The organism is Polaromonas sp. P5_D5, assembly GCF_054049435.1.
Genome location: NZ_JBFUMJ010000002.1, coordinates 1,266,920 through 1,279,006 on the forward strand (window position 1 = coordinate 1,266,920; position 12,087 = coordinate 1,279,006).

The window sequence follows — 12,087 nt, forward strand, 5'->3', positions numbered from 1 at the left end:
CGGCTCGCCGGTTGAAAGTTACCATCACGTGATGCTAAGCCTCAAGGTCAAATTCACCAATCGGTATTTACATTGTGGCTCCAGCAGGCATTTCATCCCAGGTTTGTCCATTCAGTAAGCGACCATTGGCATGTTTTGCGCGCCGTTTGCCATCGACGCCCCATGCTCCCCATTGCTTGAAAAAGAATGCCACCCTCTGCTCTTCGCACTGAAGCCGTACGGAATCAGCCCAGGCCTCCTTCATAGGCCGCGCCTTAGGCCCAGATTCACCGCCGACGATGACCCAATGAATGCCCGTCAGATCTAACTGCCCAACGTCTTCAAGCATGGGTTCTACGGAAAGGAATCTGACTCGCGCTGGAACTTGACGCAGATGATCAATCCGTGGCACTCCATGTCGCCGATTTTCAACAGAGACACCCATCCATGCGTTATCGGGCACAGACCGGGTTTTGAAGTAGCGAGYCATCCTGGCGCCTCGCTTGGTCAGAATTTGATATGTATGGTGAGGTGTTTGCGCAATTGTCAGGAATACTTTCTCAATGTATTCATCGGGGATCCGGTCGTGGAAAAGATCGGACATCGAGTTGACAAAGTAGATTGTTGGTTTGGAGCGCTTAAGCGGATCATTAAGTCGCTGTGGCAGCATCTGCAATGCAAAGCCGCGCTCATAACCAGGAGTTCCCATTGCTTGAAGCCGCTTGGCCATCCCTTCCGCATAGCAGTTTTTACAGCCTGCAGAAAGTTTGGTGCATCCGATCGTGGGATTCCAAGTTTGCTCGGTCCACTCAATGCGGCTGATGGTCGTCATGAGTTGACTCCTGTAAATGCTCGTGGGTGAAAAGTCGAGCGGGACGAATATTGACGAACAAGGCCGCGGACGATACCGAAGATTTCGAGATGCTGCTTAGGATAAATCCGCTCATAGTTGGCATTGTGCGGTACGAGCATTGGCTGCTCTCCCTCGTAGGCGAGCTCCTTAACGGTAAAACTGCCATCTATGACCGCAACAACGATTTGCCCTGAACCAGCGACCTGAGCTCGTTCCACTACGCATAAATCGCCTTCAAGTATTCCAGCATCGCACATGGAGTCGCCCTTTACTCTGACAAGCACTGTTTTCGATGGTTCTCGAACGAGGAAGCTATCCAGTGTCATGAGGTCGGCCGTAATTTGCCCTTCGACAACGTCTGCTGCTCCGGCACGCACTGAAGAGGTAGCCAGTGGAAGCTCAAAGAAACGTTCTGTTGGAACCAGCTTCCCTCCAGGTGCCGCACGTAAATATCCTGCCGCGATAAGCCGATTCGCTAGCTTCACTGCAGAGGTCTTAGCTCGATAGCCAACCACTTTTCCAATGCCGGCATAAGAGGGCAGCGTCCGATGTTTCGCATAGTGATCCTGCAAACGACCCAGGTGTTCGACGTCAACGTTAATCATGGCCATCAGGCATTATGGAGTACGAACGTACTCTTTGCAATTGGCGCCACCTGATGGTTGCATTACCGGGTCGAATTGGCTACGGCGCACGTTTAACTGTGCCTGGGCCGCGCCTGCTCCCCGTGGAGGGCATGGCCGCACGTCCTTTAGCGATACGTCGCGACTCCCCAGAGGTAGCTGCAAGTGCGCTCTCAAGCTCTTTTGTTCTTTTCTCGGCACCTTGCAGCCGCTCCCTCAACGTGGCGAGTTCCATTTGCCCCTCTTGCAGCCGAACGCCCAGCTCAACGCTCCTTCGCTCTAGCGCCTGCTCCTCGGCGGCATGCCTCTGGCTGGCACCCTCAAGTGCTCGAGACGACTGCTTCGCCTCTTGGCGAGCGCGGTCCACCTCTTCCAGAAGGCGCTTTTCGCTAGCCGACGCCCGCTGTTCGATGCGCTGGCGCTCCTCGGCTAGCACGCGAAGCTGTTCGTCGAACTGCCGCCTGTCCGCATCGCGTCCCTGAACCAGGTTGGCGAGGCTGCTGTGGGCCTGTTCGAGGTCGCGGCCGGCCTTTTCAAGCTGGGCGGTCTGATCCCGCAGTTGGGACTTGGCCAACTCCAGCGCATGCTCTAGGGCAATACCCCGTTCGGTGAGCGCGGCTTCCCGCTGTAGGAGCTCTTGACGCGCGATATCCAGTTTCAGGCCTTGCTGGGCAAGCCTGTCGCGCTCGGGCTCTAGCGCTCTATCCGCTTCGTCACGCGCGGCTGCAACAGCTGCGGCCCAGACTTTGTCCAGCGCCTGGCGTAGCTCCTTGGGTGCATCCTCCTCTGCCTGGGCGCCTGAGAGCGCAACTCCGAGTCGCGGCCCCAGAGTGGCAAACCAGGCCTCCAGCATGGGACTGACGGTATTCGGTGAGCCGCGCCCGATTTTGAGACGCACCCGCTCAATCGTCGGCCGCTCTCCGGCGGCGATCAGCGCATCCGCCGCGGCCCACACCTCTTCCTGCTGAATACCTCTCGTACTTTTCGATTGCATGGCCGGGCTCCAGTGGCTATATTTACCAACGATAAGAGATTGTTATCGTGATCTATTCAATACTCGCGTAATACATCATACATACCATGTATGTTTTTAATCAATAACTCGCCCTTAGCCGAACATGCGCCTGCCTGTCCTCCAAAAAGTCCCGGCCCTGCAGCCGACCGAGCTCAGCGATGTCACACGGCGCGCGGTCGAGGATCTGCTGCGCGAGGGCGAGTCGAAAAACACCATGGCCAGCTACAAAAGCGCCCTGCGCTATTGGGCCGCCTGGTACGGCATTCGTTATGGCGGCCAGATCCAGCTGCCGGTCCCCTCCCCCTGCGTGCTGCAGTTCATCGTGGACCATGCCGAGCGGACCACGGACAAGGGCTTGGTGTCGGAGCTCCCGGCCCTGATCGACCAAACGCTGGTCCAGGCCGGCTACAAAGGCAAGCTGGGCGCGCTGGCCCACAACACCCTCGTGCACCGGATTGCCGTGCTGTCCAAAGCGCACCAGGTGCGCGAACTCAAAAATCCCTGCCAAGACCCCACAGTACGTGAGCTGCTTTCACGGACTCGCAAGGCCTACGCCAAACGCGGCGCCCTGCCGCAGAAGAAAGAAGCGCTCACCAAGCATCCTCTGCAGGCCATCCTGGCTACCTGTGACGACTCGCTGCGCGGCAAGCGGGACCGCGCCCTGCTGCTGTTTGCCTGGGCCAGCGGCGGGCGCCGGCGCTCCGAGGTCACGGGAGCGGACATGCAGTTTCTTAAGCCGATTCCCGAGGGCTTTGTCTACAACCTGGCGTATTCCAAGACCAACCAGGCGGGCGTGGACCTTCCGGATAACAACAAGCCGCTGCTGGGATCGGCCGCCGTGGCGTTGACTGCCTGGCTGCAGGCTAGCGGGATTAAGGCAGGGGCGATTTTTCGGAGCGTGCGCAAAGGCGGACACCTAGGTGAGGCGCTCTCCCCCGCCGCGGTTCGCGCCATCGTCAAAGAGCGATGTGAACTCGCGGGAGTCGGCGGTAGTTATTCAGCGCACTCGCTGCGATCAGGTTTTGTGACCGAAGCTGGAAGGCAACAAGTGACGCTCGCCGACACCATGGCCATGACCGGGCACCGCAGCTTGGCAACTGTTGTGGGGTACTTTGGTGGTGACGCAACCATCTTGAATTCCGCCGCGAAGCTGCTCGACTAGCAATGCGCCGCGGCATTGGCGAATCGGACGGCGAAGGGAAAGCTACTCGCGGCGTGATCATCATGCGCTCGGGCAAGAGCCCGCTGAGACCATCGCGTCTGCCAAGGCCGAAGTTCCAGGCCTTGCAGGCCAGTCTGCCCATGCGGGGTGAATCGATCCCAGGAAACCTCAGCGCCGTGCAGCTTGATAAGCCTCAATCTGCGGCAGAAGGTCTTTCCGACGTGCAAGGGCTTCGGCAGACCAGACTGCTTCGCGATCATAGTACTCACCGAAGGCGGGCGTCTCTGAAGGAATGATCACCCACGGCTGCTTCGAGCCGGTGAAAATGTGGACATCCGGAGACATCATGTCCGTATCGTCGAGTGTCCCGACTCGGACGAACTTCAACACCGGGCCGGAGCCGGCATAGTGACTCCAGACCGCGATACGGCACTTCGGGCATCTGGCAATCTTCTGGCCTGCGCCGCTCGCGGAGGGAGTGTCAATCACCTCGGGCTCACCGCCAAGGTGCACGACGCGATCAGCCTCGTACATCGCATTGAGCGCGAACGCGGCGCCGGATTCGCGCTGGCACCAGCGGCAATGGCAGCAGTGGACGATCATCGGCGCAGTGGCCAGACGATACCGGATGTAGCGGCAATCGCATCCGCCTTCGACGGGGTAGTTCATGCTGAATGATATGCGCAGTGTCTGAACCGCTGCAACCCCGACTCAGTCGCGAATGTCCGACCGTCTGACGGCCCCACCATCTCTATTCCCTGCGCTCGTATTCATCCAGAGCGAGCAGCAAGCTCGTCCTGTGGTTGCGTGCGACATCCTGCCAACGCTCGCCGGTGAGAGCCCCTTCCAGCGCCCAAAGAAGATTCAAAGAGACGCGCTGGCCAGCACGCTTGGCCTTCGCGTAGGCAGCCACAGATCCAAGTGTTCGCAGGTCACTCAGCGTTTGTATGCCCGCAGTCTGTAGCATCTGAGCAGACTTGGGTCCGAGATTCGGCAGTAATGAAAGCGAGGTCGCATCAGCCATGAAAAGATCATTCCCCTCAAAGCCAGCCGAACTCAATCAACTCGGTAACGTCATAGAGCCGGTTTTCGAGCGAGTGTAGTCCCAGCAAGTTTGTAGCCAGGGCTATGGATGATTCCACGGATTGTTTCCCGCGAGAAGCGACTAAGAGATCTGGTTGGGCGACGTAAAACTACCAGCGCAGTACCCAACGACCCAGCGCAGCACCAACAAGCACCGGCACCATCATGCCAATGACATACCACACAGCAAGAAATGGAACGGCGAGTTCCACACAGTGCAGCGCATAGATCGCAGCTCCCACCCCACCGGCCAGCGCACCGGCAGCCGCGCCGGCGAGTGCCTGCCGGGTGGGCGCCAGATCCCTGAGCGCCAGTAGCGTCGCCACAAAAACCGGCAAGGCTATGAGGCCGATACTGAGCGCACAAGTGCGCCAGGACTGCCCCAGCAACGACGGCATGCGCTCCTCCATCGGCATTCCAAACCATGCCACGGTGGCCATCGTCCAGACCAAGAGCACGGGCACCGCCAAGCCCATCCAGGCGCGCCGCACCTCGACGCCCGGTCGCGCCAGACGCAGCACGGTGACAAAGGCCGAAACGGCAATGGACAGCGGGAACAACAGCTTGACCCAGAACATCGGCAATGAAATGACCAGCCTCAAGTCCTCACGTAATCCATAGCCTGCGAAGAGGATCGCCAGAGACACCGGCACACCGACCAGCAGCGCCAGTCTGAGGCGACGGCCGGCCGCGTTTTGCGGAACGGCAGCCGCGCCATTGGCAAGCATCGCCACAAAATCGTCAGTTTTCATGTAGTGCTCCTGAATCTGGCAGCCAAGGCCTTGAGTCCGCGGTGAATGCCGATCTTCACGGCCGACTCCGACATGCCAGTCAGACTTGCTGTCTCGGCCACCGACAGACCCTCTATTTTCACGTGGACAATAGGCAACCGCTGGCGTTCCGGCAGGGTTTCAAGCAGACCAGCCAAGTCGCGCCTGGCGTCGCCGGCTTCCGCGGCCGACTCGGCGAACACCGCCAAGTCGTCGTCCAACGGGTCATGCAGGTCCTCGCGGACCGACTTGGCCCGCAGCAGATCGATCATCTTGTAGCGTGCGATCGCATGCACCCAAGCCGTCAGCGGCTGGTCGCTCTGGTAGGTGTGGCGCTGATTGTGCATGGCGAGCAAGCATTCCTGGACAAGGTCTTCCACTTCATCGGGCCAGCCGAAGAGGCGTTTGCGCAAAAACGCGCGCAAATAGGCACTGAGCTTTTGGAGGAAAGTTCGGTAGGCGGCGGTATCTCCATCGAGGCCGCGCATGAACAGGTCATGCAGCACTTGTTCCGCATCGCTTCTCACCACAACACTCCTAACGCTCCTTCTTGTCATTCGGTCTTTCGGCTTGTCCGGTTACAAAAAGTGCAAAAAAAACTTGCCCGATTGTGCCTTGCGCTGTAACCGCAGCGGTGCGGACTACGAAGTACCAAGTAACCACGCATTCGGCGTGGTTACGCTTCAAACATATTTAGGAGTTCATTCATGACTAACCGTCCTCTCGTCATTTCCGCCCTCGTCCTTGGCGCGCTTGCCGCCGGCTCCGCCATGGCCCAGGACAAACCAATGACCGACAACATGGCCAAGATGGAAAAATGTTACGGCGTCTCGATGGCCGGGAAAAACGACTGCGCTGCCGGCCCTGGCACAACCTGCGCCGGTACGTCCAAAGTCGATTACCAGGGCAACGCCTGGAAGAACGTGCCAGCCGGCACTTGCACCACGATCAAGACCCCCAAAGGAGTCGGCTCACTGCAATCGATGAAATCCTGACCGATCCCGAGCCGCCTTCAGCTGCCATGGTAGACGTCCTCACGGCCGGCCTCAGCCTCAAGCCTGAGCACTTCGAGCCTGCGCTGTCGACACAGGCCGATGGCCTGTGGTTCGAGGTGCACCCCGAAAACTACATGGCGGCGGGCGGCCCGCGGATGGGGTGGCTGGACGCCATCCGCGCCCATCATCCGGTGTCCCTGCACGGCGTGTCCTTGTCGCTTGCGGGCGACGCGGAACCGGATGCCGCTCATCTCCAACGGCTGGCGACGCTCGCCCGGCGTATCCAGCCGTCGCTGATTTCCGAACATCTGGCATGGTCCCGATGGAACGGCCAGTACTTTCCCGATTTACTGCCTTTCCCACGCACGACTTCAGCGTTAAACCGCATTGCCGCCAATATTGCGCGCACGCAGGACGCGCTGGGCACGGCGATTGCCATCGAAAACCCCTCCCATTACCTGCGCCTCGATGGGCATGAATGGGACGAAATCGATTTCCTGAGCGAGATGGCTCGGCGTACCGGTTGCTCGCTGCTGCTCGACATCAACAACGTGCATGTCTCGGCGCGCAACCTCGGCTTTTGCGCAGAAGACTGGCTGGACCGTTTTCCGCAAGCGCTGGTCAGCGAAATTCATCTTGCGGGCCATACCACCGACCCCAGCCTGGGCGAAGGCCTTTTGATCGATTCGCATGACATGCCCGTCGCGCCGGAGGTCTGGCGCCTCTATCGCCGCTTCATTGAACGCGCTGGCGCGCGGCCCACGCTGATCGAGCGCGACGGCAATGTGCCCGCTTTTGACGAACTGATGACTGAGCGAGACCAGGCCTTGCTTGAGCTCGAACGCGGCACGCAGGAGACCATGACATGAGCACGCCGCTGCCGCTGGGGCAATTCCAGCAGGCCTTTGCCCAGGCCCTGTTCGCACATCCCGCGGCCGTCGGCCCTGAGATGCAATTGCTCGCCACGCAACCTGCTTTTGCGGTGTACCGCAACACGGTGATGAAGGCCTGCATCGATGCACTGGAGGCCAACTTTCCAGCGGTCGCACGCTTGGTGGGGGATGAGTGGTTTCGTGCCGCTGCCGCGCTTTACGTGGAGACCGAAGCACCAAAAGACGCACGCCTTCTGTACTACGGCAACGGTTTTTCCGACTTCCTGCGCGGCTTTGAACCGGCAGCCGAACTTGTCTACCTGCCCGGCGTGGCGCAGCTCGACATTTTCTGGCGCGAGGCCCATGTCGCGTCCGACGCCCCTGCCGTTGACGCCGCATGGGTCGCCGCCCACACGCCGGAGCAGATGGCCACCCTCGTGTTAAGTCCCCACCCGGCGGCACGCTGGGCCTGGTTCGACGAACAACCGGTTTACAGCATATGGGAGCGCAATCGCAGAAGCAACGAAATCAACAAGGATCTGACTTGGCGGGGCGAAGGCGCGCTGCTGACGCGGCCTCGCGATGCGGTGGTCTGGAGCGAAATCACGAAAGCCGGTTGCGTTTTCCTTGATGCCTGCGCGGGCGGCCGAACACTCGCTCACGCAACGGCATCCGCACTTGCGGTTGATCCGAAGGCAGACCTCGCGACCACCTTTGCATGCCTGCTGCGCTCTGGCGCATTCGCTGGTAATTCGATTTAATCCCCTGCGAAAGAACACTATGAGCACCAATGTTCAGATTCCCCAAACCATCCCGGGCGACGGCGACGGTGGTCTTCGCGCTCGCTTGAACTCGATCGCTACCTGGCTTTCACGCATGGTGACTCACGATCTGCTGGCGCTGGCCTCGCGTTTGGGCATTGCCGCGATTTTTTTCTACTCCGGGCGCACCAAGGTTGCGGGCTTTCTGACACTGACCGACAGCACCTATGAACTGTTTCGCACCGAGTACAAGCTGCCGCTTTTGCCGCCAGAGATTGCGGCGCATCTGGCAACCTATGCCGAGCATCTGTTCCCGCTCTTGTTGGTATTGGGACTGTTCACGCGTTATTCGGCGCTCGCCCTGTTGGGCATGACGCTGGTGATTCAGGTCTTTGTGTATCCGGACGCGTGGCCAACGCACCTGTCATGGGCAGCCTTGCTGCTTTATCTGGTCGGCCGGGGCGCCGGACGCCTCTCGGCTGACCGAGCATTGGGCCTTCTCTGAGCGGATGCTCGAATGGCGCAGGAGTATTGCGCTGTGCGCGAACCTTACCAAGCGCAGCTGAACTGCACGGGGCAGGCAGTGATTCCCTTTGCCTTGCACCATTTCTCTCGCATCCCTATTTGTCGAAAACCGCCCCTACAGGCGCGTGGCCGAAAGCCCGGCTGTAAGCACGGCTGAATGCCGCCGCACTGGCATAGCCGCTCCAGGCCGCAACTACTTTGACGCGCGCACCTTGCTGCAGCCGGCGGCGGGCAAGCGTGAGGCGCCAGGCCGTGAGAAAAGTGCCCGGCGTCATGCCCAGCGTGCGACGGAATGAAAGCATGAACTGGCTTCGGGAGAGCGCGCTGATTTCAGCCAGATCTTCCATCCGCCAGGCACGCGCGGGTTGTTCCAGCAATGCGCCCACCGCATGCCTTAGCCGCGGATCGGCCAGCCCTGCCAGCAAACCCGGCTGGGTCGCTCCCTGATCGATAGCGTGGCGCAACACCATCAGCACCAGCAACTCGCCCAGCCGCGCGAGCGCCGCGGAGCCACCGCAACGCGGCACCTGCGCCTCAGAGAGCAGTTGCCGCGCCAACGCCCAGAGGGGCTCATCTTCCTGCGTGTCGAGCGCCACTTCCGGCGGCAAGGAGCGCAGGAGTGGATTGGAGTCACCTCCAAATCTCACCACCGCCGCCATCAGGACCGTTCCCGGAGAGCGCGGCCGCAGCGCGCCTGCACTGCAAAAGACGATCTGGCGCGCTCCCACAGTATCGCTTTCAAGCAGGAACAGGTGGGCAGCCTCACGTGTGTCGCCATCGTCCGCAGCCGGTTGCACCTGAAGGGGGAAGGCGGCAAGAAACGCGCTGAGACGGTCGGTGCGGGCGGGCGAAGTCATAGATTAGGACTTTTGATCATGCATTTCGGAATTTTAGTTGCATTGAGTCTGCCATGCTTGATGCCTCTATTAACTTCGAAAGGAAAGACATGCTCACACCTCGACAAACCGTCCCATCGCTGGTCGTCCCAACTCTCTCTGGTGAGTCTTTTGACCTGGCGAGGGAAACCCCCGACCGGTTTACGCTGCTTTGCTTTTACCGCGGCCTGCACTGTCCGGTCTGTGCGATCTACCTGCGCGAGCTGGAAAGCAAGGTCGAGGCTTTCGCCGAGCGTGGCGTGGGCGTGCTGGCCTTGAGTGGCGACGGCCAGGATCGTGCACGCCAAATGGCGGAAAAGATCGGGGCCAGCAAGTTGCGCATGGGCTACGGGCTACCGTTGGCTATGGCCCGCGCCTGGGGCTTGTATTTGTCCACATCGCGAGGAAAGACGTCGATCGGCATTGAGGAGCCCGCGCTCTTTTCCGAACCTGGCGTATTCCTGGTGCGCCCCGACCGAACGCTCTACTGGCTGGCTGTGCAGTCGATGCCATTTGCACGGCCAAACTTCGGGGAGTTGGTCCAAGCGCTGGATTTCGTTATCAAGAACGATTATCCGGCCCGCGGTGAATACCTTGGGGACGTCAATGGTGGCGCTTGACAATCTAGGACGGTCATCCTAATATCGCCGAAATTTCCAGGTCAACCGTCCCTAATCATGGCAACGCCAACCCGCGACAGCATCATCCAGGCTGCAGACACCCTGTTCTATGAACAGGGGTTCGAGCACACATCTTTCTCGAACATCGCGGATGCCGTGAATATTTCGCGCGGCAATTTCTACCATCACTTCAAGACCAAGGACGAAATCCTGACGGCGGTCGTTGCCGAGCGGCTGGCACGCACGCGGGCGATGCTGGCGCAGTGGGAGGCCGAGGGGAAAAGCGCGCAAAAGCGCGTCGAGCTGTTCATCACCCTCCTGATACGCAACCAGTCCAAGATCATGCGACACGGCTGCCCGGTTGGCACGCTGTGCATGGAACTGGCAAAACTCAAGCATCCGGGGCAAGGCGACGCTAACGCCGTCATGGACATTTTTCGCGTATGGCTGCGAAGGCAGTTCGAGGAAATGGGCCGCAGCAAAGACGCGGATGCCCTTGCCTTGCATCTCCTGGCGCGGAGCCAGGGCGTTGCCGTGTTGGCGCAGTCCCTGCGCGATAAAGACTTCGTGCGACAGGAGGTAAACCTTATGACTGCCTGGGTCCAGTCCTGCGCGAAGCCAAAGAAGGCCGCCACAGGGCGTTCACATTAGCCATTTTTTTCAAACAGGAGCGTTCATGTTCTGTATTTTTCTCAAGTTCTCCAGCAACAAAGGCCAAGCCGCAGTCCACGTGGCAGGGCACAAACGATGGATTGACCAGGGGTTCGGGGATGACGTCTTTCTCGTGACGGGCAGCCTTGCAGGCAACCAGGGCGGCATGGTCCTGGCGTACAACACCACGCGCGAGGCACTGGAGACTCGCGTGGCGCTCGATCCCTTTGTTGCGGAAAAGGTGGTCGAGGCGGAGATCGCCGAGATGACTCCCAACAGGGCCGAAGAACGCCTGCAATTCCTGCTGGAACACGCCTGAGATGGACTTGACTGTTCCAGGTCCCGATGGACAGCCGCGTTTCCCAATGTGATTTAGGTTCTGTAACGTGTCCTTTGGTCGCGATGTAAGTCAAGCCACTTCCTCTGGCTGTACTTAACCGTACGGTTTACCCCTCAGTCAATGAGCGTCGTGAAGCGCGGAAATTAAAGGGCAGGAAATGGTTCCCCTTGCCTTGTGGCAGTTTTCTACCAGAGTGCTGAGGGCCGACTCAATGCGGCGCAGATCATTCAGCTTTTCACGAACGTCCGCCAGTTTGTGCTCGGCCAGTCCTCTGGCCTCTTGGCAATGGGCGCCGTCCTCCAGCCTCAGGAGTTCCGCAATTTCGTCCAGGCTAAAGCCCAGGCGCTGAGCAGATTTCACAAACCTCACACGGCTTACCTCCGCGGCCCCATAACGTCGAATGCTGCCGTAGGGTCGTTCCGGTTCAGCCAGTAATCCTTTGCGCTGGTAGAAGCGGATGGTCTCGACGTTGACGCCGGCGGAAGCGGCGAACTCGCCAATCGTCAGGTGGGTCACAATTTTCTCCATTGACTTGACTCCGTACTTAAGTACGGAAGTAATCTTACGCTATGAAGTCAAGCATCCCTGCAGAACCTCCCACCCCCGCACAGCAGTACGGCACCGTCACCCTGGTAACCGGCGGTGTTGCAGCTTTCCTTGCGTCCGCCTGCTGCCTGGGTCCATTGGTCCTGATCCTGCTGGGATTTGGTGGCGCCTGGATTGGCAATCTGGCTCTCCTGGAACCTTATCGCCCGTTCTTTATAGCAATTGCCTTGCTGGCTTTGGGTCTCGCCGGGTGGCGCCTCTATCGCCCCGCGAAAGCCTGTACCGCAGGTGAAGTCTGTGCGGTACCGCGAGTTCGCATTCTCTACAAGGTCGCCTTCTGGGTGGTTGTGACGCTTGTGCTGATCTCGCTCGTTTTCCCCTACGTCTTGCCGTTGTTCTATTGAAAAGGAATTGCCC

At 59.6% G+C, this 12,087-nt stretch carries 18 protein-coding genes; 9 read left to right on the forward strand and 9 right to left on the reverse strand.

Features of this window, described 5'->3' with window-relative positions; translation table 11 throughout:
- Positions 1-67 precede the first annotated feature (67 nt).
- From ACXJKE_RS12660 to ACXJKE_RS12670, 3 genes are all read right to left on the reverse strand, one after another.
- Positions 68-811: a DUF5131 family protein gene (locus tag ACXJKE_RS12660; RefSeq protein WP_457280916.1), complete on the reverse strand. Its 744-nt coding sequence runs from the start codon at positions 809-811 to the stop codon at positions 68-70.
- Positions 808-1,443, reverse strand: coding sequence for a LexA family protein (locus ACXJKE_RS12665; RefSeq protein WP_457280917.1), 636 nt, complete (start codon positions 1,441-1,443; stop codon positions 808-810). The genes ACXJKE_RS12660 and ACXJKE_RS12665 overlap by 4 nt, the downstream gene beginning before the upstream one ends.
- A 73-nt stretch (positions 1,444-1,516) precedes the next feature.
- The gene (locus tag ACXJKE_RS12670; protein ID WP_457280918.1) at positions 1,517-2,449 is read right to left on the reverse strand and encodes a DNA-binding protein; all 933 of its coding nucleotides are present in this window, start codon (positions 2,447-2,449) and stop codon (positions 1,517-1,519) included.
- A gap of 124 nt (positions 2,450-2,573) precedes the next feature.
- Between ACXJKE_RS12670 and ACXJKE_RS12675 the strand changes: the two genes are divergently transcribed.
- Entirely contained in the window at positions 2,574-3,632 is a 1,059-nt protein-coding gene (locus ACXJKE_RS12675) for a site-specific integrase (RefSeq protein WP_457280919.1), read from the forward strand.
- Between the two features lie 168 nt (positions 3,633-3,800).
- Here ACXJKE_RS12675 and ACXJKE_RS12680 read toward each other — a convergent pair whose 3' ends face one another.
- The 4 genes from ACXJKE_RS12680 to ACXJKE_RS12695 form a co-directional block, all read right to left on the reverse strand.
- Complete coding sequence (locus ACXJKE_RS12680; protein ID WP_457280920.1) at positions 3,801-4,301, reverse strand: GFA family protein; 501 nt, start codon at positions 4,299-4,301, stop codon at positions 3,801-3,803.
- Positions 4,302-4,383: 82 nt separating this feature from the next.
- On the reverse strand, positions 4,384-4,656 hold the full coding sequence (locus tag ACXJKE_RS12685; RefSeq protein ID WP_457280921.1) for a TfoX/Sxy family protein: 273 nt from the start codon (positions 4,654-4,656) through the stop codon (positions 4,384-4,386).
- 169 nt (positions 4,657-4,825) lie between these two features.
- A complete protein-coding gene (locus ACXJKE_RS12690) occupies positions 4,826-5,467 on the reverse strand; it encodes a DUF1109 domain-containing protein (protein ID WP_457280922.1) in 642 nt (213 codons plus the stop codon).
- Positions 5,464-6,042, reverse strand: coding sequence for a sigma-70 family RNA polymerase sigma factor (locus ACXJKE_RS12695; protein WP_457280923.1), 579 nt, complete (start codon positions 6,040-6,042; stop codon positions 5,464-5,466). Before ACXJKE_RS12695 ends, ACXJKE_RS12690 begins: the two co-directional genes overlap by 4 nt.
- A gap of 150 nt (positions 6,043-6,192) precedes the next feature.
- On the opposite strand from ACXJKE_RS12695, the gene ACXJKE_RS12700 reads away from it, so the two are divergent.
- Genes ACXJKE_RS12700 through ACXJKE_RS12715 form a run of 4 tightly spaced genes read left to right on the forward strand, consistent with a single transcriptional unit; the run spans position 6,193 to position 8,618 of the window.
- A complete protein-coding gene (locus ACXJKE_RS12700; protein WP_457280924.1) occupies positions 6,193-6,480 on the forward strand; it encodes a BufA1 family periplasmic bufferin-type metallophore in 288 nt (95 codons plus the stop codon).
- A 26-nt stretch (positions 6,481-6,506) separates the two neighbouring features.
- Positions 6,507-7,349 (forward strand): MNIO family bufferin maturase, encoded by an 843-nt coding sequence (gene bufB / locus ACXJKE_RS12705; RefSeq protein ID WP_457280925.1) that lies wholly within the window; start codon positions 6,507-6,509, stop codon positions 7,347-7,349.
- On the forward strand, positions 7,346-8,113 hold the full coding sequence (locus ACXJKE_RS12710; RefSeq protein ID WP_457280926.1) for an HvfC/BufC N-terminal domain-containing protein: 768 nt from the start codon (positions 7,346-7,348) through the stop codon (positions 8,111-8,113). The genes bufB and ACXJKE_RS12710 overlap by 4 nt, the downstream gene beginning before the upstream one ends.
- A gap of 19 nt (positions 8,114-8,132) precedes the next feature.
- A complete protein-coding gene (locus tag ACXJKE_RS12715) occupies positions 8,133-8,618 on the forward strand; it encodes a DoxX family protein (protein WP_457280927.1) in 486 nt (161 codons plus the stop codon).
- A 115-nt stretch (positions 8,619-8,733) separates the two neighbouring features.
- Here the strand turns inward: ACXJKE_RS12715 and ACXJKE_RS12720 are convergent, their stop codons facing one another.
- The gene (locus ACXJKE_RS12720; RefSeq protein WP_457280928.1) at positions 8,734-9,495 is read right to left on the reverse strand and encodes an AraC family transcriptional regulator; all 762 of its coding nucleotides are present in this window, start codon (positions 9,493-9,495) and stop codon (positions 8,734-8,736) included.
- A gap of 53 nt (positions 9,496-9,548) precedes the next feature.
- On the opposite strand from ACXJKE_RS12720, the gene ACXJKE_RS12725 reads away from it, so the two are divergent.
- Genes ACXJKE_RS12725 through ACXJKE_RS12735 form a run of 3 tightly spaced genes read left to right on the forward strand, consistent with a single transcriptional unit; the run spans position 9,549 to position 11,103 of the window.
- Complete coding sequence (locus tag ACXJKE_RS12725) at positions 9,549-10,133, forward strand: peroxiredoxin-like family protein (protein ID WP_457280929.1); 585 nt, start codon at positions 9,549-9,551, stop codon at positions 10,131-10,133.
- Between the two features lie 57 nt (positions 10,134-10,190).
- Positions 10,191-10,784: a TetR/AcrR family transcriptional regulator gene (locus ACXJKE_RS12730; protein ID WP_457280930.1), complete on the forward strand. Its 594-nt coding sequence runs from the start codon at positions 10,191-10,193 to the stop codon at positions 10,782-10,784.
- A gap of 25 nt (positions 10,785-10,809) precedes the next feature.
- A complete protein-coding gene (locus ACXJKE_RS12735) occupies positions 10,810-11,103 on the forward strand; it encodes a YciI family protein (RefSeq protein WP_457280931.1) in 294 nt (97 codons plus the stop codon).
- Positions 11,104-11,241: 138 nt separating this feature from the next.
- Here the strand turns inward: ACXJKE_RS12735 and merR are convergent, their stop codons facing one another.
- Positions 11,242-11,652 (reverse strand): Hg(II)-responsive transcriptional regulator, encoded by a 411-nt coding sequence (gene merR / locus ACXJKE_RS12740; RefSeq protein ID WP_457280932.1) that lies wholly within the window; start codon positions 11,650-11,652, stop codon positions 11,242-11,244.
- Between the two features lie 41 nt (positions 11,653-11,693).
- Between merR and merT the strand changes: the two genes are divergently transcribed.
- Positions 11,694-12,074, forward strand: a complete 381-nt coding sequence (gene merT, locus ACXJKE_RS12745) for a mercuric ion transporter MerT (RefSeq protein ID WP_457280933.1) — start codon at positions 11,694-11,696, stop codon at positions 12,072-12,074.
- The last annotated feature ends 13 nt before the right edge of the window (positions 12,075-12,087 follow it).